We start from the raw sequence: 24,581 nt of genomic DNA, 5'->3' as shown, positions 1-24,581 counted from the left end.
ACAGACGTTCGGAAGCTCATGACTGCGAAATCTTTCCATTGCATATCACTAAAGGAAATAAAAAGGGCGTTAAATCGCCTAAAAATGAGCCTCAATTTTCCATTCACCCTTCAGCCAAAGAATCCTCTTATGAATAATAGCAGGACACATTTTCAATTCAACATACGTATATCCTTGAAGTTGCTGCGAGTCGCGGGGGGTTTCTTTAGTGCACTCCTGCTGTTCCTCTGTGTTTCAATACCGGCCTACTCTCAAACAGACGAAATTGCTCCAACCACTCTCATTGGCCCCGATGCCCCCTCACTGAGGTTTGAAAACATCGGCCTTGAAAATGGCATGGCACAGTCTTCAGCAAATACCATCATTCAGGACAGTAAAGGCTTTCTGTGGATTGCCACGCAAGGAGGGCTCCACCGCTACGATGGACACGAGTTTAAAATTTATTCCGCCACTCCGTTTGATACAACCTCTCTTTCCGATAACTGGGTGTGGGGAATGGCCGAATCAAAAAATGGTGATATCTGGGCTACCACAGAAGCCACAGGTTTGAATCGACTCGATCAGGCTACCGGTGAATTTACCAAGTACAAACATGATCCTGATGATTCCACCTCCATGTCGAGCAACCAAGCCTTTCTGCCATTTGAAGATAGCCGAGGAGATTTATGGGTAAGTACCTTTGATGAAGGCCTGAATAGAATGCGGGCAGGTGACGACGGCACGTTTATGCGCTTTACTCACGATCCTGAAAATCCGTCCACAATATCTTCCCGCACGATTTTCTGGGTAAATGAAGATCAGAATGGATTTATCTGGGCGGGTTCAACTAATGGAGTAAACCGAATAGATCCGGAAACGGATGAAATTACGCGTTTCTTACATGATCCCGACTTTGACCCTCCCTACTACGGAGCTGCTCAAAATATTCTGGATCAGTTTCATCCACCCGCTTCCCCTAATATACACTGGTTAGCTACCGGTAATGGTTTGGTACGGCTGAATAGCGAGACCGACGAAAATGAAAGGTTCATTATTGCTCCAAATACGGGGTCAGAAACAAATCCGCTAAACTTTTTGCACCAGGTCGTTCCGGATCCGGATAGCCCTGATATATTGTGGGTAGGTGGTCCGGGTACCGGAATATCCCGTTTCGATATGCTAACCGAAACGTTTACCTCCTACCGAAATAACCCCCGTGATGCGAACAGCCTGAGCGACAACCTGGTTCAATCCATGTATACCGATCGTTCAGGGACAATTTGGGTGGGTACAGCCACCGAAGGACTTGCTGCATTCAACCCCGGAGCTGTTAATTTCACTCATCTCAGACATAATCCTAATAATGACCAAAGCATTGCGCCGGGTATTGTATGGGGCGTTTATGAAGATCGCGAAGGTACACTTTGGGTTGGCAGTGACCGTGGATCGGTTGGTGATGTATTGACACAATTCGACGCAGTGTCAGGAAAAACAGTTCGCCATTCGCACTCCCCTGATGATTCGACCTCTATCATTTTCGGTACAATCCGGGTATTTGCAGAAGATGGAGATAATAATTTTTGGGTGGGAACCAGCGGGGGACTTAACTTATTTGATCGTAATACCGGAAACTTTACCCGCTATCGGCATGAAAACTCAGAAGAGACTCTTGGTCGGAACAATCTATTTTCCCTGTTACCCACGGCATCAGATAGAACAAAACTGTGGATAGGGAGTGTTGGCGGGCTTGATCTGTTCGATACCCGAACCGGATCCCATAAACACATCCCTCTGCCAAAAGAAGAAATCGGCGTTGAATTTGGCCCGGCCGTTCTGTCAATGTATCAGGATTTGAACGGCATTCTTTGGTTAGGGTCAAATAACGGTCTGCTTCGGTACAATCCGAACGATAACGAAGTTACTATTGCGTCAAGATACGACTCAAGAGATACCACAACCATCAACAATAATCAGATTTCAAGCTTACTCGAACGCCCTGAAGAACCCGGTATTCTTTGGCTGGCTACCCAAAATGGCGGATTGAACCGGTTTGATACGAACAGTCGTACAGCCAGGCACTATATCACAGATGATGGATTGCCGAATAATACGCTCTATTCCGTGTTGGAGGATGAAAATGGCACGCTTTGGATGAGCACCAACAAGGGGATTTCAAACTTTGATCCGGTCACAGAAACCTTTAGAAATTACGGGCTGGACGATGGGCTTATGGCGCTTGAATACAGCCAAAACGCATTTTTTAAAAGTGCTGATGGGATTATGTATTTCGGAAGCGGGAATGGTGTAACAGCTTTTGATCCGGAACAGCTTCATATAAACGAAATACCGCCGCAGGTTGTCCTTTCAGATTTTAAAATCTTCAATCAATCAGTGGCGGTCGGTCCGGATTCCCCTCTCAAAAAAACCCTGGATCAAACCGAGAAAATCACGCTCAGTTACAGTCAAAATGAGGTTACGTTTGATTATGTAGCTCTTCATTTTGCCAATTCCGAAAGCAACGTCTACGCGTATCAGTTAGTAAATTTTGATCCCGACTGGATAGATGCCGGCAATAAACGATCCGCAACTTACACCAATCTTCCTGAAGGAGATTATACCTTTAAAGTGAAGGCAGCCAATGCCGACGGCATTTGGAATGATGAGGGCACTTCCATCAACCTGACCATCTTACCCCCCTGGTACAGAACCTGGTGGGCCTATGTTGCCGGCATAGGAATGATAGGATTTTTGGCATTTGGAGTTGACCGTGTTCAGCGTAAGCGTATATCTAAAAAAGAACATGAGCGTCAAACCTTAAGAGATGCAGAACTACGCGCTGAAGCCGAAAACAACCGCCGGGCGGATACCGAAAAGCTTAGCCAGATAGGCCGAACCATCACATCCACGCTTTCGGTAGACAAAATCATTGAAACTGTCTACGAAAACGTAAATGGCCTTATGGATGCAGCTATCTTTGGGGTTGGCATTTATAACAAAGAGAAAAACTGTCTGGAATTTCCAGCCACGAAGGAAAAGGGAAAGATGCTGTCTCCTTTCGTAAATCATCTGGATGATGAAGACCGGCTGGCCGTTTACTGTTTCAAGAATAAAGAGGAAATCATTGTTGGTGATTATGCAAAAGAGCACAAACAATATGTAAAATCATATCAGGCTCCAATTGAAGGCGAAGAGTCACAATCTATACTCTATCTGCCGCTGATTCATCAGGACAAGGTAATCGGAGTGATTACCACTCAGAGTTTTAACAAAAATGCCTACTCCGCCTATCACGTGAACCTGTTGCGAAACCTGGCAACCTATGCCGCCATCGCAATTGATAACGCTTCGGCCTACAGGCAGCTCAATGCCACACTTAGTGAACTCCAGAACATGCAGCAGCAACTTGTGCAACAGGAAAAGCTCGCCTCCCTGGGTCAGCTCACCGCCGGCATCGCCCACGAGATCAAGAATCCGCTCAATTTTGTGAATAATTTTTCGGAGTTGAGTGTGGAATTGATTGAGGAGGCGCGGGAAGAAGTGAGACGGGTAACGGAGGACCGGGGACCGGCAAGGCAAAAGGCATTCCCCTACGCTAAAGCTTCGGAGAACAAGGAAGTGAAAAGTGAAAAGGAGAAATCTCCCCTCGAGGGGAGTGCCGAAGCGGAGCGCAGGCGAGGGGTGTCCTCCCCCTTTGAAGGGGGTGCCGGAGTCCCGAATACTTTCGGGACGGAGGTGGGGGATGTAGCGGATCTCGAAAAAGGGAAAGGTTCAGAGTCTGGTCAAAATCCTTCTAACACACCCCTCAATCCCCTCTCCAGAGGGGACTTTTTACTCGAGATCCTCAACGACATCGAAGCCAACCTTAAAACCATCCACAAACACGGATCCCGGGCCGATTCTATTGTAAAATCCATGCTGCAGCACTCGCGTGGCGGGGATGGCAAGCTGGAACCGACTCCACTCAACCCGCTCATCAAAGAGTATGTGAACCTGGCGTTCCACGGCATGCGCGCCGGAAAAGAGCCCATCAATGTGGATATTGATCTGCAGCTGGATGAGTCTGTCGGTGAGGTGCCCCTGATTGCCGAGGATTTTAGCCGTGTGATTTTGAACCTGACGAATAATGCGTTTGATGCCATGCGTACGTTTGGCGCTGAGCGCTCTGCGCAAAGCGTACGCTACCACCCCAAACTTACAGTGATAACTCAAAAAACTGGCAACACCATCACCATCGAAATCGAGGACAACGGGCCGGGTATTCCGGAGGAGATGAAGGATAAAATTTTGCAGCCGTTTTTTACCACAAAGAAAGGGACAGCGGGTACAGGGCTTGGTTTGAGTATTACCAACGATATTGTAAAGGCGCACGGTGGAGAATTAGACATTAAAACCGAGGAAGGAAATGGTAGTGTGTTTGTTATTTCGCTGCCAATGGTTTGAATCACGCCTGCATTACGAAGCCTTGGCGTGGTACTGAATTAAACAGATTATATAATTACATGGATGAATAGAGTAGTAATCAAAAACAAAACCGGTCCAGTTAGGGACAAACATCTTCCATGAAATTCTAAAAACCATGGCTATCCCTGAAATTTATTAACCGTTCATAAATAAAAACGATATGAGCAATGAAAATGCGTCCGATACTTTAGCCAAACTTGAACAACGAGAAGCTGAATTAGCGGTAATCAATAATGTTCAAAAAGCACTGCTTGAGCAAAAAGATCTTGCACATATTTATCAGCTTGTGGGCGATCATATCAGAAATTTATTCGATGCCCAGGTTACCGGAATCTACTCCTTTGACCATGACGCAGGGCTCGAGCATTTTCAATATTTGTTTGAAGACGGAGAACAGATCTTTCCGGAATCACGCCCTCTGAATAACATTCGGAAATGGATTATAGACAACAAATCCATTTTACACATTAAAGAAAATGCGGATGATGCCATTTACGAGATCACCGGCGAAAAACATGTAGCCGTTCCTGGTACCCGGCTTCCCAAAACACTGCTTTTTGTTCCTCTTATGGTCGGTGACGCCGTAATGGGTTGTGTGAGCCTTCAAAACCTGGATCGGGAAAATGCCTTTTCAGATTCGGATGTACAGTTACTCAGTACTCTTTCAAACAGTATGAGTGTTGCTCTTGAGAACGCACGGCTGTTTAATGAAACCGAACAGCGAAATGCGGAACTGGCTGTGATTAACAGTGTGCAGCAGGGTTTGGTTGCCGAGATGGACATGCAGGGTATCTATGATCTGGTGGGTGATAAAATCAGAGACCTTTTTGATTCGCAGGTTACCGCAATTGCCACATTTAATCACGAATCCAGTATCGAAGATTTTCAATATTTATTTGAAGAAGGCAAGCGAATGAATCCTTCACCCCGTCCTTACGATAAGATTCGTCAACGTCTTATCAACACTCAGCATCTTATCAGTATTGAAGAAAACGCCAAAGAGGCTTATTCCACAATTACGGGTCAACCCCCCAAAGCAATCCCCGGAACCGTCTTTCCAAAATCCATGGTATTTGTTCCTCTTATAGTCGGAGAAACAGTTCGCGGATACGTAAGTCTTCAAAATCTGGATCGGGAATACGCTTTCAGCGAATCCGATATCCGGTTATTAAGTACGCTCGCCAACAGTATGAGCGTGGCTCTTGAAAATGCGCGGCTATTTAACGAAGCAGAACAGCGAAATGCGGAACTGGCCGTTATCAACAGTGTGCAGCAAGGGCTGGTTGCCGAGATGGATATGCAGGGTATCTATAATCTGGTTGGAAATAGAATACATCAATTATTTGATGCACAGGTGACCGGTATTGTGACTTTCGACCACAAAGCCAAGACAGAAGATTGGAAATATCTGTTTGAGGATGGCACCAGAATGTATCCTAACGTGAGGCCTTATGATAAGATCAGAGAGAAGATTATCCATGAAAAATCCATCCTTAACATACAGGAAAATGCAGCTGAGATACTTTCTGAGATTAAAGGGGAAAGAATAAAGCCCGTACCCGGTACCCGATTGGCGAAATCAGCTTTATATGTTCCTATGATTGTGGGTGAGGAAGTAAGAGGGTACCTGACCCTCCAAAATAATGACCGTGAACATGCTTTCAGTAATTCTGATGTAAGGTTACTGAGTACCCTTGCCAACAGTATGACGGTAGCTCTCGAAAATGCACGGCTATTCAATGAGACCAACCGATTGTTAGTGGAAACCGAACAGCGAAATGCAGAACTGGCTGTTATCAACAGCGTTCAGGAAGGCTTGGTACGAGAGATGGATATGAACGCTATTTACAAACTTGTGGGGAACCGTATTTGTGAAGTTCTAAACACCCAAACCATGCTCATTCGTACATTTGATCATGAAAATAAAATAGAAAACTGGGAATATGCCATTGAAAACGGCGAACAGCTTCATGTAGATCCGCGTCCATTCATTTGGGCAAATAAACATCTTATCAAAACAAAAGAATCCCTCCTCATTAACGAAGATTATGTAGAAACCGCAAGAAAATATGGGGATACCGAACATGGAGTAAGCAAAGGGCTGCCCCCAAAATCTGCCATATTTGTACCGATGATTGTAGGTGATAAAGTTATTGGCTCTATCAGTCTGCAAAATGTTGAAGAAGAAAATGCTTTTACGGAATCGGATGTGCGGCTGCTTACAACCCTTACCAACAGTATGAGTGTTGCTCTCGAAAATGCCCGTCTGTTTAATGAAACCACACGCCTGCTTTCAGAAACTGAACAACGTGCCGCTGAACTTCAGACTGTAAATAACATCAGTAAGGCGATGGTTTCTCAGCTTGAATTTGACAGGCTAATTGAATTTGTAGGTGAACAAATGAGAGAAACCTTTAAAGCTGATATTGTTTATCTGGCTATTCATGATCTTAAAACCGATATGCTCCATTTCCCATATTACTTTGGGGACGTTGCAGAATCCCGGCCTTTTGGTAATGGTATCACCGAAAAGATCATTCTAAAAAAAGAGCCACTGTTGGTCAATCATGATCTGGAAGAAGCCTATGAAAAAATTGAGGCGGAAAAGAAGGGGGAAATGGTCGAATCGTATCTTGGTGTTCCCATTTTAGCCGGTAAAAAATCTATTGGGGTGATCAGTGTTCAAAGTAAGGAGCAGGAAAACCGCTTTACTGAAAGTGATCAACGGCTACTTACAACCATTGCCGCCAATGTGGGTATTGCCATGCAAAACGCCGAAGCCTACCAAAAACTACAGGCAGCACTAACCGATCTCAAATCAGTCCAAGAACAACTCATTCAACAGGAAAAACTCGCCTCCCTCGGCCAGCTTACGGCCGGCATTGCCCATGAGATTAAGAATCCTCTGAACTTTGTGAATAACTTTTCAGAGCTAAGTGTGGAATTGGTGGAGGAAGTGCGGAATGAAATTCAACGGGTGACGGAGGACCGGGGACTAGCAAGTCAAAAGGCAAAAGTGAAAAGTGAGAAGGTGAGCTCTCCCCTTGAGGGGAGTGCCGAAGCGGAGCACAGGCGAGGGGTGTCCTCCCCTTTTGAAGGGGGAAAGGACGGCGAAGCCGAAGCAAGAGATGTGTCCGGCTTATCGTCCGAAACTTCAGCGGAAGATGTTGAGGCAGAGTATGTTAATCGACCTCATAAATCTGAAGCAACTTCCAACTCTGCTAACACACCCCTCAATCCCCTCTCAAGAGGGGATGCTGGATTGAGCCCCGACACAGAACTCATCCTCGACATCCTAAACGATATCGAAGCCAACCTCAAAACCATCCATAAACACGGCACCCGCGCTGACTCCATCGTAAAATCCATGCTGCAGCACTCGCGCGGCGGGGATGGAAAAATTGAACTAACGCTTCTGAATCCGCTTATTAAGGAGTATGTAAACCTTGCTTTTCACGGAATGCGCGCCAGTAAGGAACCTATTAATGTAGACATCGACCTTCAGCTGGACGACTCAGTGGACGAAGTGCCGCTAATCGCCGAAGATTTTAGCCGGGTGATTTTGAATTTGGTTAACAATGCGTTTGATGCGATGCGTACGCTAAGCGCCGAGCGCTCTGCGCATGGCGAAAGCTACCGCCCCAAACTCACCGTTCGCACAAAATCCAACACCAATACCATTACACTCGAAATCCAAGACAACGGTCCCGGAATTCCCGACGAGATGAAGGATAAAATTCTGCAGCCGTTTTTTACCACCAAGAAAGGAACCGCCGGTACAGGGCTTGGGCTCAGTATCACCAATGATATTATTAAAGCGCATGGCGGAAAAATCGACATCGAGTCAGTCGAAGATGAGAAAACTTGTTTCATAATTAATATCCCAAGAGGCTAAATATGACGTTTGCTAAAAAAGAGTACCTGAAAGTTGTAATCTGTATGATGGCTCTGATCACTGTGTTTGCAACGGAGACGTACGCCCAAGAGCTCCCTATTGAGCATTACACAGCCCTCGACGATATCGACCCACTACCCGAATCCCCGGTGCTTACAGCCTATCAGGATAGTCTTGGTTACCTTTGGATTGCGAACTACGGGTTTGGCCTTCTGCGCTACGATAGCCAGACGATGGAAAAATATCCGGGTGTTGAGCAGCCACTTGGTTTAAATATCTTTGCTATGGCCGAGGGGCCCCATGGACGACTTTGGGTCCTTTCTTCTGATAAGGGGCTGTCTGTTTCGGAACAGCCTCTTTCGGAATACCCAATCGGAGACTCTGTTCAGTTTACAGATTCGCTGGTTAATGTACCACTCTACAAGGGTCGTGCTGATCTGTTCGGTTCTCCGCTAACAAAAGATCTGCAAGGTGCTGTGTGGCTGGGCACGTCGCAGGATGGTATTGTTCGCTACAAAGCAAATGGGCCAACATCATTTGTTGCGGATACGCTGGCCACGGTGCTTCGTAGCGATAGCACATATGCACCCGTCAGAGCGATGATCACCCGCCGGGATGGGTCAGTGTGGTCCAGTCTTATAAATGACTCGTTGCTTGTGTTTGAGGATGGAGAGCTCCCGGCGTTGAAACAGGCGTCGCCGTGCATTGATGTAATGGAACTGTTTGAAGATAGTGACGCATCGCTGTGGGCAGGATGCAAGGAGGGGAATCTCTGGCGGCTGGATGAAGAGACCCGCACGTGGAATGAAAAAATGCCGGCCGGTGCCGTGCAGGCATATATCACCGGGATTACCGAGGTGGCTCCCGGCATCATCTGGGCAACTACATTGGGCAAAGGTGTCTTTGAGCTGAATGTGGCGACAGGTGAAACGAACGAGTATACCCGTCGGAACGGGTTTCTGGACCGAAATGTCTGGGGCATTACCACCGACCGGGAAGGCAACACGTGGGTTTCACAAAATACCGGGCTCTCGAAGCTCCGGATGAACCAGGCTGCTTTCCGGACCTATACAAGCCGGTCGTATACCGGTGAGCGCCCGGCGCTGGTTGGAGCCGAAGCGCTCGCCACAGAACCTGACATTGCATGGCCTCTTTCATCAGGCGATACGCTGCAGGTGCTGGCGGTTGCTACATCGGGAGGCTTGTCGCTCATTGGGTCAGATGGCACTGTGGAGCATTTGACTGTTGAAAATGGCCTAACCAGCGATCTATTACTGGATGTTTGCCACGATGCTGTCGGGAGACTTTGGATTACGACCCGCGCCGGTATCGATATTCTTACCACCGATAAACCTGCCCCGGCCCTGCCAAATTTTGCACAGGAGCAGCGCCTAAAACTCTTCGGCGAAGAGGCTACACTAACAAGCTACCGCATTGGCATGGCCTCTGAGTGCGGATCACCGCCTCGGGATACGACCCCTGCCGAAGATTTATATGAGGATGAAGCCATTGTTTGTTTCGTAAAAGCTCAGCGTCCGGCTGTTGCCTGTTGGGCGGGTAATCGCTGGCTATTTTTTGATGCAGGTTCAGGAATTCCGGCCGAGCAGTTTATAACGCTGGCCTGGGATTCATACGGCCACCTCTATGCCGGCGCGTCTTATAGCGGGCTTTATCGGAGTACTGTGCCGCTTTCGTATGCCATTCCGGACACACTTGTGGGATCGGGTGAAACTGTAGCACCTTTTGTGACGCAGCCGGTTTTTGAGCAAGTCCTTAGTGCAGAGGGTGAGCCTTTTGCCGGCAGCCACATTACGAAAATACTAAGCGTCGGAGAATCGATCTGGGTTCAGCCGCCCGGAGCTGCGACCCAAATTCTCCGGGGTGCCGAACCTCGCGTAGCAGGAGAGGTTGATCTTAGTGACTTCAATGAAACGCCAAATACGATGATGTACTCCCCCGAGACCCAAACGGTATGGCTGTCCGCGGATGAAGGAATCACTGAGGTTGACACTACCGGTCTGCCAACAGGTCGTCACGCGGATCAGTTCGACGGGCTTCTATATCATACAGCGTCTGGTCCTGCCGCGCTTCGTTTAGGTACTAACGGGATGATTTATCATAGCAGCACGGCGGGTGTAACACAGTATCAGCCATCCCGTGATCGGCAAAACAGTATACCACCGAGGCTGGGTTTTCGAAGCATTAAATACAGTGAGGACAACGCAGGATCAAACGAACTGGAAATCACCTATGCAGCGCTCAGCTACACATCCGAACGCCAGGTGCGGTACCGCACACGCCTCCGTGGCTACGACGACACCTGGTCCGAACCAACAGACGAAACCCGTGCGCGCTACACCAACCTGTCGGCCTTTGCTATGCCAAGGACCTATACATTTGAAGTGCAGGCGGCAAATAATGATGGTGTGTGGACAGAGACTCCCCTGACGCACGAGGTGCGTGTACAACCGGCCTGGTGGGTGAAATGGTGGGCGTTAACCATGTACTCCGGAGGTTTCCTGGCCTTAGTCGCCGGAGTCGACCGCCTGCAGCGGAAGCGCCTTACTGAACAAGAACGCGAAAAGGCACGCGAGCGGGAGCTGGAGCAGGCACGCGAAACTGAACGTGCCTATGCACAACTGGCAGAATCCCATCAGGAACTCAAGCGAACACAGAATCAACTTATTCAGCAGGAAAAGCTCGCCAGCCTTGGGCAACTTACGGCCGGTATTGCTCATGAGATTAAGAATCCACTGAACTTTGTGAATAACTTTTCGGAAGTAAGTTTGGAGATGGTGGAGGAAGCAAGGGAAGAAATTCGACAGATGACGGGTGACCGAGGACCGGAGATATCTCCCCTTGAGGGGAGTGCCGAAGCGGAGCACAGGCGAGGGGTGTCCTCCCCCTTTGAAGGGGGAAAGGACGGAGAAGCCGAAGCAAGGGTGTGTCCAGCTTATCGTCGAAGCTTCAGGGAAGATGTTGAGGCGAGTATGTTAATCGACCTCATAAATCTGAAGCAACTTCAACTCTGCTAACACACCCTCAATCCCCTCAAGAGGGGATGCTGGATTGAGCCCCGACACAGAACTCATCCTCGACATCCTTAACGACATCGAAGCCAACCTCAAAACCATCCACAAACACGGCTCCCGCGCCGATTCCATCGTCAAATCGATGCTGCAACATTCACGCGGCGGAGACGGTGTGATGGAACCGACGCCACTCAACCCGCTCATCAAGGAATATGTGAACCTGGCATTTCACGGCATGCGCGCCGGAAAAGAGCCCATCAGCGTCGATATTGATCTGCAGCTGGATGAAAATGTTGGCGAAGTGCCGCTAATCGCCGAAGATTTTAGCCGGGTGATTTTGAATTTGGTTAACAATGCGTTTGATGCGATGCGTACGCTAAGCGCCGAGCGCTCTGCGCATGGCGAAAGCTACCGCCCCAAACTCACCGTTCGCACAAAATCCAACACCAATACCATCACACTCGAAATCGAAGACAACGGTCCCGGAATTCCCGACGAGATGAAAGACAAAATCCTGCAGCCGTTTTTTACGACGAAAAAAGGGACGGCAGGAACGGGGTTGGGATTATCAATCACCAATGACATTGTGAAAGCACATGGAGGAAACATTGAAGTAAACTCTGAACCTGGAAGAACAATGTTTTCGATAGAGCTTGTGCACAAGTCTTCTCTGCGTTAGGAAGATATTTCTTGGTTGTGTTACGCCTCAACCATTTTTTTACAAAATTAAGATTATGAAAAAGCAAAAACCTACTATCCCAAAATGTACATGGCCTCATAATGATGAATAAAAGGATTTTCAAAGAGACGATTTGGTCACAAGGGAAAAGTATATTTTGGGCCTACACGGTTGCCACACTTGCCTTAATTTTTTCAGGTGAAAAAAGCTTTTCACAGACGGCCGATCAGAGCGAAAAAGGGACCTATATCCACAGGCAATATATGACTTCAGAATATAATGGCCACACGCAAAGCTGGGCAGTGACTGAGGATGATAATGGGCTGATTTATATAGGAAATGGGAATGGATTACTGGAGTACGACGGTGTAGAGTGGAAAATGATCGAAGTGGCCGGCGGACAGGTAGCCCTTTCACTTGCTCTTGGCAAGAATAACAAACTTTACGTGGGGAGTGTGAATGATTTTGGGGTTATTGAAGCCGATTCGCTGGGAAGATCTGTATTTAGTTCGATGGTTCAGGAGGTTCCGGATGAATTAGCAGATTTTGAGGATGTCTGGGAAACAGTGGCATATTCAGAAGGCGTTTTATTCCGAACCCGGAGAGCTGCATTTCATTATAGCTACAACGATTCATTGACCGTGCTGTACCCGGACGAGCGCTTTGAACGCATACACGAAGTGGACGATGAAATTTACATAGTCGATCTTGGGGTGGGTTTGAACGTGCTGGAAAACATGGAATTGCAACTCGTTCCCGGGGGCTCCCGTTTTGCGGATATTTCCATTTGGTATATGGGGCGCAGGCCCGACGGATCCATTTTTATAGCTACAAGAGAGGGGACTTTTCTGTTTGATGGAATATCGATTGAACCGTATGAAACGCAAATAGCACCTATCTTAACCGATCAGAACGTCTATCAAGCCACCGAAATTGAAGGGTTGGGATATGCATTTGCCACAATCAGAGGTGGCGTATATCTAACGAATTATTCGGGAGAGATTCTCGACGTACTCGATAGCCGTGTGTTAACATCAACCCAAACTACTTTTGTATATGCAGATCGGTTTAACAATCTGTGGGTTACAACTACAAATGGCTTCAACAGAGTTGAGATTTCCAACCCGCTGTCGTATTTCGATGAGTCGAGGGGTTTATCAACCGGAATTGTTGATCTCACCAGACATGATGGCAACCTGTATGCGATCTCAGGTTCTGATATTCAATATTTAAAGAAGAGCCAGTCTCTTACTGAGCTTCCGGTATTTCAAACGATTCCATCATCTTCAGTCAGTCACCTTTCAATTTTAAGCACAGACTATGGACTTTTGGCAACCTCAAACACAGGCTTAATAGAGGTATTTGAAGATAGCACATCACAAATTCTGCCTGAATTTGAGGCATTAGTCGTTAGCCAGTCTCTGTTAAAGTCTGATCGGGTGTTGCTGGGACATATCGATGGAGTAGAAATATTTGAATACCTGAATGGAAATTGGAAGCATAGTATGTCTATTGATGGAGTGAGTGAGCAGGTCAATACAGTTATACAGGACAGAACCGGGGTGATTTGGGCCGGCACTGACTTTCAGGGTTTATTGCGAATAGATCCCGGTGATAATATGAGGGTTGATCGCATTGATAGCGAACAGTTTTTTGATTCTGGCAGTGCGGACGTCTACTCCGCAAAAGGTGAGGTAGTAATTAGCACTGAAACAGGAATCTATAAACCAAGTGATCCATGGGATTTGGATGCGCCTTTTATTCCAAAAATTTCAGATTTGAGGGATCAGAACAGGCAGCTATTTGGTACAAACCAGGTATATGGCGGGGTTGACGACGGATACTGGGTCGTGACAGATGCAACATTGGGATTTACACCGTCATTGGAGAATCCGCTTGATTCTCTGCACCAGGGAGCCCTTGCCCGAATTTCTGACGCTATTGTTAAGCAAATTTACCCTGATCGTGATGGAGTTGTATGGGTAGCTAATGAAAACGGCATTGTGCGCTATAACAGCCATTCCGACTATCTTGATGACATTTCCTTTAATGCTTTCGTAAGACGAGTTACACAGCAAGATGAACTATTTTTTGATGGAGCAATAAATGCATCTATTGATAAGGTACGGCTTCCCCACGAACAAAATGACATGCGCTTCAGGTTCGGAACAAATTTTATTGAAGACGAAGCTCGAACATGGTACCAGGTTAGAATGGCGGGTTTTGATGATGACTGGACAAATTGGACCCGTGAATCATTTAAAGACTACACCAACATACCTCATGGCGACTATGTTTTAGAAGTGAGAGCAATGAATACATACGGGAAAATCAGTTCTGTGGGAACCTATGCGTTTGCCGTACTGCCTCCTTGGTGGTTTTCGTGGTGGGCATATATAGGCTATCTGTTGATATTTGCAGGGGGCGTTTTTGCCATAGATCGATTCCAGCGCGGACGACTCATCAAGAAAGAAAGAGAACGTGCAAGAGAGAAAGAACTGGAACAAGCCAAGGAGATTGAAAAAGCTTACCAGGATCTCAAAGCCGCAAAAGATCAGCTCGTGCAGCAGGAAAAACTCGCCTCCCTCGGCCAGCTTACCGCCGGCATAGCCCATGAAATTAAGAATCCGCTTAATTTTGTGAATAATTTTTCGGAGTTGAGTTTGGAGCTGGTGGAAGAAGTCAGGGATGAAGTCAGACGGGTGACGGAGGACCGGGGACCGGGGGATCCTCCCCTCTTGAGAGGGGAAAGCGGAGGTGAAGCCGAAGCAAGGGGTGTGTCTGGTAAGACAGAAGATGGTGATCAACTTCAAAATTCTGAAGAAGCTTCCAACTCCAATAACACACCCCTCAATCCCCTCTCAAGAGGGGATTTTTTACTCGACATCCTAAACGACATCGAGTCTAACCTCAAAACTATCCACAAGCACGGCACCCGCGCCGACTCCATTGTCAAATCCATGCTACAGCATTCGCGGGGCGGAGACGGAAAAATGGAGCCCACGCCTCTAAATCCGATTATTAAGGAGTACGTGAACCTGGCATTTCACGGGATGCGCGCCGGAAAAGAGCCCATCAACGTAGATATTGATCTGCAGCTTGATGAGAAGGTTGGCGAAGTACCGCTGGTGGCAGAGGATTTTAGCCGGGTGATTTTGAATTTGGTTAATAATGCGTTTGATGCGATGCGTACGCTAAGCGCCGAGCGCTCTGCGCATGGCGAAAGCTACCACCCAAAACTTACGGTGAGAACTCAAAAAACTGAAACCACCGTAACCTTCGAAATCGAAGATAACGGTCCCGGAATTCCCGACGAGATGAAGGACAAAATTTTGCAGCCGTTTTTCACCACCAAGAAAGGGACTGCCGGTACAGGGCTTGGGCTCAGTATCACAAATGATATCATAAAAGCCCATGGCGGTAGTTTGGACGTGCATTCTCAACCCGGACTAACAACATTTTTGATCAAACTCACAGGTTGATATTATGTTAAAATTCTTCCGCACCATAAGTAACAGACTCACAAGGCAGGAAAATGATCTGATTCATCTGCATTATAAAGTTGGTGAATTTCTTCAAATCGTAATTGAGATTTCGGAATCGCGTCCCATTAGGGACGAAATATGGGTAGAAAGAACGAATCATCCCCTCTCCTACCGTGCCGTAGGCCGTATCCGCCCACCGGCTGATACAACATATAAATGAGCCAAGGCAAACAATTAATTGATAATTATGATACCCAAGCTAAAATTCATGATCAGATTACTAAATTAAAAGACAACCCATGAAAATCACAAAAGAACTTGAAGCAGAGATCAGTGCCATGATGGATGACTACTGGGGTTCCTATTTCAGAGGCGATCTGGAACATTGGCAAAGTTACCTGGTGGATGATTACCGAAATATTGGCGGCACGGAAGAAGAGATTTGGAATTCAAAACAGGAGATAGTTGAATACACCCACCGCGTTATTGATCAAATGGCGGGAATGATTGAAATCCGGAATAAGCAAGCGCAGATCATCCCTTATGATGGGTATCTAATGGTACATGAGTTCATGGATTTCTTTATCAGGATTGATGAGAAATGGACATTTTATGGCAAATTCAGATTATCGACGTTGATTCAGAAAATTGATGGAGCTTGGAAGGTGCTGCATCAACATGGTTCCTATCCGGATTCTCACACCGAACAGGGTGAGACATTTGCTTTCGATACACTTAGAAAGGAAAATACCCAACTTCGCGAAGCGGTTAAACGCCGAACGGTTGAGTTAGAGAATAAAAATTATGAGTTGAAGATTGAAGCTGCCTTGGAGCGTGTTCGTGCCCGAACCATGGCCATGCAGAAATCTGAAGAACTCGCGAACGTAGCCTTCGTTTTATTTGAACAACTCAGAGTATTGGGTGGAAACCTTTGGGGTACGGGATTCGGATTATGTGAGATGGACAGCGATAAAGATTCCTTCTGGTTCGCCAATGAAAATGGCGTTTTTCCTCCGGTAGCTATTCCGAATACTACGGATCCGGCTCATAGTAAGATGTACGAAGGATGGAAAGCCGGGAAAGACTTCCTGGCTCTTGAGGCTTCCGGAAAGAAGCTTAAAAGCCATTATGACTATATGCTCTCCCTGCAGGAGGTGAAGCCGTTTTTCCAAAAAATTCTCGATGAAGGACTTTCCTTGCCGGAGTGGCAGCAATGGAATGCCGCTTATTTCAAGCATGGTTATCTGTTGATCATAACCCTGGAGCCCTACCCTGATCCCGATATTCTTGTACGATTTGCCGGGGTATTTGATCAGACCTATACCCGATTCCTGGATCTTAAGAACGCCGAAGCCCAGGCAAAAGAAGCCAATATACAGCTGGCACTTGAAAGAGTGAGAGCAAAAACCATGGCGATGAAGACCCAGGGTGATCTTCTTGGCATCATTGAACTGTTTGGCGAACAACTGAATGCCGTTGATGTAAGGTTTGACGATGTTACTATCATTGATGGACCTATTACAAAAAACAGAGACTGGGAATTGTGGAGTTTTGTGCCAGAAGCAGAAAATCTGTCCCATAAAATTTTAATCCCCTATATAGATACACCGTATTTCACTAAAACAGCAGAAGCTGTGGAGGAATACGAAAAAACAGGGAATCCCATACAGGTTAAATCTTTTACAAAAAAAGAAAAGGATGAATTTATTGATCACTATCGGAAATATGCCCCTGAAGTGGTTGATGAGGTCTCGGATTTAGTGTATGCAAACCCAGGTTCGGTCATCGTAGATGCGTTTTTAGAAGAAGTCACCATATCGTTGGTAAGATGGGATCTGGAACTCTACACAGATGAAGAGCTTGAGATTTTTGAGCGCTTTGCCAAAGAGTTCAGGAGAACCTATATCCGTTTTCTTGACATCATAAAAGCGGAAGCACAGGCCCGGGAATCTGAAATACAGCTGGCGCTCGAAAGGGTAAGAGCCAGAAGCATGGCCATGCATAAAAGTGAAGAGCTCGCCGATCTTTCCATGGAGCTCGTCCAACAGGTACAGGCCCTGGGCATCAATACCTGGTTCTGTGCGTTCAATATTTACGATGATCATCCGGATGGATCGCTGGAATGGGGCAGCAACGGCCAGGGTACGTTTCCAAAATACAGAACCCCAAGAGAAGGAGTATTTCTGGACTACTACGAGGCGGGCCAAAGAGGAGAAACACTGCTGGTAAACGAGATTGGCGAAGAGGATTGTCCCGCTCACTACGACTATTTATGCAGCCTGCCGGGCGTGGGTGAGCAGCTTCTTCAAATGAAAGCTAAAGGAATTCCTTTCCCTGCTTCCCAAATCGATCATGCAGCCTTTTTCAAATACGGATACATTCTGTTCATCACCTTTGAGCCGGTTCCTGAAGCCCATAACGTTTTTAAACGTTTTGCCAGAGTTTTCCAACAGACGTATACCCGTTTTCTGGATCTGCAAAAATCGGAGGAGCAGGCGCGTGAAGCCAAGATCGAAGCGGCTCTGGAACGTGTAAGAGCACGATCAATGGGAATGCACAAAAGCGATGATCTGATCGATGTAGTCAGGGAAATCGGAAAGGGAATTCATGAACTGGGCATACAGCTCCACTATTCTCAAATTTATACTGACTATACATATGACCCGAAAACAGGATTAAATATCTGGGTGGATGTTGAGGGGCGAGATTACCTCGAAAAATTTCATCTTCCTTATATCGACCATTCCATCACCTTAAATTTTAACAACGCACTGAACGAAGGTCTGGATTATTTCAGTGAACGCTATTCAAAGGCCGAAAAAGACTCCTATTTCAAGCTGCTGTTCAAATATTCTGACCTCAAAAGAATACCCAAAAAAAGAAAAGAGCTGATTCTCAATGCTTCCGGATGGACACGATTTACAGTAATCTTGAATGAAGCCACCTTAAATTTTGGCCGATACAGCCTGGATGAATTCACAGATGAAGAACACGAGATTTTCAAACGATTTGCAAAGGTTTTTGGCCAGGCCTACACCCGATTTCTGGATCTTCAAAAAGCAGAGGAGCAGGCCAAAGAAGCACAGATTGAGGCTGCCCTGGAGCGCGTGCGGTCCCGCTCACTGGCGATGCATAAAACCGATGAACTGCAGGACGTGGTACGGGTTGTTGCCGAAGAGTTGAAAAACACCGGCGTTATTCTTGATACCGGCGGAGCCGTGATCTGTACCTATTTTCAGGATTCCAAAGACGTGATACACTGGACTGCAACCGAAGATCCTGCGCATCCTTCCGTTCCTTATTTTTTACCGTATTTCGAAGATGAACTGTTCGACGAAGCATGGGAATCTAAAAGCAGGGGGGACGACTATTTTGCGAAAATATTTTCCTATGATGTGAAAAACGCATTCTTCAGTCATGCCTTTGAGCATTCCGAATACCGGCAACTGCCTGACGAATACAAAAAAGTGATCTTAGAGAGCAAAAGCCATGGAATTGCATGGGCTTGGTCTGAAAACTCTGCCATAATGATCCCCTCTATCCAGGGAGATCTGCCTTCCGAAGAAGAAAAGAGAATTCTGATCCGTTTCGCAAAAGTTTTTGAGCAATCCTTTATCCGCTTTCTTGATCTCCAGAAGGCAGAGGAACAGGCGCGAGAAGCTCAGATTGAAACAGCTCTGGAACGGGTTCGTGCTCGTTCGATGGGAATGCAAAAAAGCGGGGAGTTGATAGATGTCGTTCGACAGATCGGTAAAGAAGTGAGTGAGATGGATATCGACGTTCAATACTCTCAAATATGGACAGACTTCTCGACCGACCCGGATGACGGTTTGAATATTTGGGTTGATGTTCATGGCCAATCCTATTTAGAAAAATTCCATATTCCATTTGTAGATCAACCCATCACATCGGTATTCTACGAGGCCCTTGAAAAGAATCTTGATTTTTTCAGTGAAAGATATTCTAAATCGGAAAAAGACCGGTTTTTTAGATTTTTATTTAAGAATTCTGATTTAAAAAGTATTTCACAGGAGAGAAAAGATCTGACTTTGAACGCCCCCGGCTGGATACGGTTCACGGTGATATTAAATAATTCCTGCCTGCATTTTGGGCGATACAATCTCAATGAATTTGCAGAGGAAGAAAAAGACATTTTCAAACGCTTTGGAAAGGTTTTTGACCAAGCCTACACCCGCTTCCTCGACCTGCAAAAAGCCGAAGCACAGGCCCGCGAAGCCAAAATAGAAGCCGCTCTTGAAAAAGTTCGCTCTCGCACCATGGGCATGCAGTCGAGTGACGAACTGCCGGAAGTGGCAAACCTGCTGTTCCTGGAGGTGCAGGATCTGGGCATCCCGGCCTGGAGCTGTGGATATAATATTATGGAGGAGGATAAAAAATCCGCTATAGGCTGGATGAGCAGCGAAGGTGTTCTTCAGGAACCGTTTAAACTCCGCTTATACGGTGAAGCTTCTTTTGATGAAATGAGGGAGTTCCTCCGAAGTGATGAAACCATGCTTGTGCAGGAACTCGGCGGTGAAGCGCTGGAAGGGCACTATGAGCACATGAAATCCTTCCCGGACCTTCGTCCGACGTTTGAAAATATTGAGGCACAAGGTCTTTCACTGCCAACCTTCCAGATTAACCACCTGTGCAAATTCAGCCGCGGGTTTCTCCTGTTTATCACCTATGAACCGGTTCCCGATGCCCATGGTATTTTTGAACGCTTTACCAACGTCTTCGATCAGACCTACACCCGTTTCCTGGATCTGAAAAAAGCAGAAGCGCAGGCACGGGAATCACAGATCGAAGCGGCTCTTGAGAGAGTACGAAGCCGTAGCATGGGAATGCAGAAAAGCTCCGACTTACAAAGTGTGGTTGATACCATGTACGGAGAATTAAAACGTCTGGGCCTGGTCTTTCATGCCGTGGTTATACAGCTTTTGTTAGACGATACCAAAGACATGTATATGTGGATCAATGTTGGAGACGGGTCACCGTATGACGATATCATCCATTGGCCCTACGTGGATATTCCTATGTTTAACGCGTTTTATGAGGCTCGAATAGGCAATAAAACATTTGATTATCGAACCGGTAGCGAGGCTGAGACAAGAGAGTTTTTTGAGGAATACTTCAAGCTGGACGTTGTACCCAAAGAGCGTAAAGAAGTTTTAAAGAATGTTCGTTTAATAGACAATATAGGAACCTACCAAAAGCATACCGGAGTATTCTTGATGCGGCATACGGAGGGAGAATATTCAGAGAAAGACAAAGAGATTGTCCGGCGGTTTTCAAAGGTTTTTGAGCAGACGTATACCCGCTTTCTGGATCTGGAAAAAGCGGAGAAACAGGCGCGAGAAGCTCAGATTGAAACAGCTCTGGAACGGGTTCGTGCTCGTTCGATGGGAATGCAAAAAAGTGATGAGTTAATAAAAGTCGTCAGGCAGATTGGTCAAGAGTTGAAAGAGATGGGCATCGACGTTCATAATTCCCAGATATGGACAGACTTCTCGACCGACCCAGCTGACGGTTTAAATCTTTGGATTGATGTCCAAGGCCAATCCTATTTAGAAAAATTCCATATTCCATATGTAGATCATCCCATCACATCGGAATTCTACGAGGCCCTTGATAAGAATCTTAATTTTTTCAGTGATAGATATTCTAAATCGGAAAAAGACCAGTTTTTTAGATTTTTATTTAAGAATTCTGATTTGAAAAGTATTCCACAGGAGAGAAAAGATCTGGTTTTGAACGCCCCCGGCTGGATACGGTTCACGGTGATATTAAATAATTCCTGCCTGCATTTTGCGCGTTACAATCTCAATGAATTTACAGAGGAAGAAAAAGACATTTTCAAACGAATTGGTAAGGTCTTTGGCCAGGCGTACACGCGCTTCCTCGATCTCCAAAAAGCCGAAGCCCAGGCAGCTGAGGCAATAAAACAGGCGTCATTAGACAGGGTGCGTGGAGAAATTGCCAGCATGAGATCTACCGATGATCTTCAAAACATCACTCCGCTGATATGGAATGAGCTCAAAACACTGGATGTCTCCTTTATCCGTTGTGGCGTTTTTATTATCCACGAAGATGAGCACCAAGTTGAAGTCTATCTCTCCAAACCGGACGGCACCTCCCTGGCAGTAATGCACCTTCCATTTGGTGCCAATGAGCTCGTCAACAAAACCGTGGACGCGTGGCAGCAAAGTAGCGTCTACACACAACATTGGACAAAGGAAGAATTTCTGAACTGGGGCCGTTCGATGATGGAGCAGAACCAGGTCGCGGATATGAAAACGTACCAGGGGGCCGAAGAAGCACCTAAATCCCTGAATCTGCATTTCATTCCATTTAATCAGGGCATGCTCTACGTGGGCTCAACCGAATCGCTGAATGATGAGGAAATCGGCCTGTCAGAATCCCTCGCAAAGGCCTTCTCCATCGCCTACGCGCGTTACGAGGATTTTGTAAAACTGGAAAAAGCCAAAGCAAGTATCGAAGATGCGCTTTGACTGAACTTAAAGCCACCCAGTCTCAACTCATCCAGCAGGAAAAACTCGCCTCTTTGGGACAACTCACCGCCGGCATCGCCCACGAAATTAAGAATCCGCTGAACTTTGTGAACAATTTTTCGGAGTTGAGTTTGGAGCTTGTTGAAGAAGTTAGGGATGAAATTCGACGAATGACGGAGGACCGGGGACCGGAAAGTCAAAAGGCAAAAGTGAAAAGTGAAAAGGAGAATTCTCCCCTTGAGGGGAGTGCCGAAGCGGAGCACAGGCGAGGGGTGTCCTCCCCCTTCGAAGGGGGAGAGGACGGAGAAGCCGGCCAGGGGGATGACCGTGGCGATGACCGCAGCTTCATCCTCGACATCCTTAACGACATCGAAGCAAACCTTAAAACCATCCACAAACACGGCTCCCGGGCGGACGGTATCGTCAAGTCAATGCTGCAGCATTCGCGGGGCGGCGACGGAAAGATGGAGTCCACGCCACTGAATCCGATCATTAAAGAATATGTCAACCTGGCGTTTCACGGGATGCGTGCGGGGAAAGATCCCATTTACGTAGATATGGATCTGCAGCTTGATGAGAACATTGGAGAAGTACCACTGATTGCCGAAGACTTTTCTAGGGTGATATTGAACTTGGTCAATAATGCGTTTGATGCGATGAGATCGCTAAGCGCAGAGCGCTCTGCGCTTAGCGAAAGCTATCACCCAAAACTTACGGTGAGAACTCAAAAAACTGAAACCACCATCACCATCGAAATCGAAGACAACGGTCCCGGAATTCCTGAGGAGATGAAGGATAAAATTCTGCAGCCGTTTTTCACCACCAAGAAAGGGACTGCCGGTACAGGGCTTGGGCTCAGTATCACCAATGATATCATAAAAGCCCATGGCGGTAGTTTGAATGTGCATTCCCAACCCGGACAAACGACATTTATGATCAAACTTACAGGTTGATATCATGCTAAAATTCTTCCGCACCATTCGAAAAAAACTCATCGAAGAAGATAATCTTAGAAAATATCTGCTTTATGCTATTGGCGAGATTCTGCTGGTTGTGATCGGGATATTGATTGCTTTGCAGATCAACAACTGGAATGAATACAATAAGGAGCGCGAATTTGAAAGAGAGCTATTGATTCAGCTTCAATCTGAATATCAAAATAATCTTGGGCAGTTGGATGAAAAGATCACAATACGCAATAATATGATAACGGCCTCCACCAAGCTGCTGGATTACATTGATCATCCGGATATACGGAATATTGACAGTACCTATGCCTTTATCGGTCAAACCAAGATCAACCCAACCTTTGATCCAATTCTAAACGACATCATCAGTTCAGGAAGGATACAACTTATTCAAAATGCTGAACTCAGGGAAAAATTAACCCGCTTTCCCAGTGATATTGTACAGGTTACAGAGGAAGAAGAACGATGGCAGAATTACAGCCATAACTTCTACACTCCTACTTTAATGAAATATGGCAGAACCATCGCTAACCGGCTTTGGCAGAATACGTTGTTTTCGTCTTTTCAACTTGACGGGGATATCGGTTCGGTTCCTGACATTGGAGACTCTAACAAAAACAGGGATATCAATTATCTGTTAGAAAGCACCAGATTTGAATCTAGTGTAACCACCTGTCTGTCGCTTGCCCTACTCGCAAACAGTCAGTCTATGAGTTTGAGAACACGGATTGTTGATATTTTAGAAATTATTGAATCCGAATTAGGCAACCATTAATCAACAATATGTTTTTTTCAACATAAACTATTTGAACCATGGATTAATTAAATTTTCGAATTAACGCTGCGTACGGTTAAGCCGGGGGACAAAAAACTGTGAAAAACCGATATATTCGGGAAGGCCACGGAAAGCAGAGCACTGACCGATGAAATCGGATCGCATCGTAAAAACGATATAAATGGGAAGATCCTCTTCAAGGGCAATTCTTGACGTTTCAAGCAACACGTTAAGTACCAGATTCGATTCTCTGGAAGGTGCCCCATGATTGTAGTTTTCCGGATTGGTAAAAAATTCCTCAAACTGGTCAACCAGAATCATCAGGTTAGCCGATTTCCGTTTAAGAACGGCTTTGCCGTTATCGTCGGCTTCCCTCCACTCGGCAGAATCAGTATCGAGGTGACGGGGAGAGTTTTTATAGAGGTCTATTAGAGCAGAAAAACCGTGCTTCAGCTCCGATTCAACCGTATCCGTATTTTCAATCTCAAGCTGTTCACTCAGGCTTTTACAGAGATTTTTAAAGGGGGTTCGCTCCGGGCGAAAATCAGCTACAACCCAATTCGTATATTTTGACCGCAGGAAGCCGGCCCTCGCATTGGGTATGATACCCGCATAAACCAATGAGGATTTACCATCTCCCGAAGCACCCGTGACCATTAAAAACTTGTTGCTCTGCAGCTGCTCAATAGCCTTTTCAATGTTCTCTTCACGCCCCTTGAAATAGATCGACTCCTCTTCGGTAAAAGAGCGTAATCCGGTATAAGGGCATATCTGAAAATTATCAAACATAAGGCG

Annotated in this window: 10 protein-coding genes; 9 read left to right on the top strand and 1 reads right to left on the bottom strand. The window is 46.3% G+C overall.

The annotated features are described in order from the left end of the window. Window positions 1-129 precede the first annotated feature (129 nt). The 9 genes from U5K35_RS01475 (at window position 130) to U5K35_RS01435 (ending at window position 23,786) form a co-directional block, all read left to right on the top strand. Window positions 130-4,419, top strand: coding sequence for a two-component regulator propeller domain-containing protein (locus U5K35_RS01475; protein ID WP_322569699.1), 4,290 nt, complete (start codon window positions 130-132; stop codon window positions 4,417-4,419). Window positions 4,420-4,600: 181 nt separating this feature from the next. Next, window positions 4,601-8,335, top strand: a complete 3,735-nt coding sequence (locus U5K35_RS01470) for a GAF domain-containing protein (protein ID WP_322569698.1) — start codon at window positions 4,601-4,603, stop codon at window positions 8,333-8,335. 2 nt (window positions 8,336-8,337) lie between these two features. Next, window positions 8,338-11,370: a triple tyrosine motif-containing protein gene (locus tag U5K35_RS01465; protein WP_322569697.1), complete on the top strand. Its 3,033-nt coding sequence runs from the start codon at window positions 8,338-8,340 to the stop codon at window positions 11,368-11,370. Between the two features lie 34 nt (window positions 11,371-11,404). Then, on the top strand, window positions 11,405-12,046 hold the full coding sequence (locus U5K35_RS01460) for a HAMP domain-containing sensor histidine kinase (protein WP_322569696.1): 642 nt from the start codon (window positions 11,405-11,407) through the stop codon (window positions 12,044-12,046). A gap of 101 nt (window positions 12,047-12,147) precedes the next feature. Further along, window positions 12,148-15,528: an ATP-binding protein gene (locus U5K35_RS01455; RefSeq protein WP_322569695.1), complete on the top strand. Its 3,381-nt coding sequence runs from the start codon at window positions 12,148-12,150 to the stop codon at window positions 15,526-15,528. 4 nt (window positions 15,529-15,532) lie between these two features. Then, window positions 15,533-15,751 carry a hypothetical protein gene (locus tag U5K35_RS01450; protein WP_322569694.1) on the top strand — a complete coding sequence of 73 codons (219 nt, stop codon included), beginning with the start codon at window positions 15,533-15,535 and terminating at the stop codon, window positions 15,749-15,751. 79 nt (window positions 15,752-15,830) lie between these two features. Next, the gene (locus U5K35_RS01445) at window positions 15,831-22,043 is read left to right on the top strand and encodes a nuclear transport factor 2 family protein (protein WP_322569693.1); all 6,213 of its coding nucleotides are present in this window, start codon (window positions 15,831-15,833) and stop codon (window positions 22,041-22,043) included. Further along, window positions 22,040-22,996: a sensor histidine kinase gene (locus U5K35_RS01440; RefSeq protein WP_322569692.1), complete on the top strand. Its 957-nt coding sequence runs from the start codon at window positions 22,040-22,042 to the stop codon at window positions 22,994-22,996. Before U5K35_RS01445 ends, U5K35_RS01440 begins: the two co-directional genes overlap by 4 nt. 4 nt (window positions 22,997-23,000) lie before the next feature. After that, a complete protein-coding gene (locus U5K35_RS01435; protein ID WP_322569691.1) occupies window positions 23,001-23,786 on the top strand; it encodes a DUF6090 family protein in 786 nt (261 codons plus the stop codon). A 60-nt stretch (window positions 23,787-23,846) separates the two neighbouring features. Here U5K35_RS01435 and U5K35_RS01430 read toward each other — a convergent pair whose 3' ends face one another. Continuing rightward, window positions 23,847-24,575, bottom strand: coding sequence for a hypothetical protein (locus U5K35_RS01430; protein ID WP_322569690.1), 729 nt, complete (start codon window positions 24,573-24,575; stop codon window positions 23,847-23,849). Window positions 24,576-24,581: the final 6 nt, after the last annotated feature.

The sequence above is a fragment of the Rhodohalobacter sp. genome (genome assembly GCF_034521535.1).
Taxonomy (GTDB): Bacteria; Bacteroidota; Rhodothermia; order Balneolales; family Balneolaceae; genus Rhodohalobacter.
This window is presented reverse-complemented; position numbering and strand designations above follow the sequence as displayed.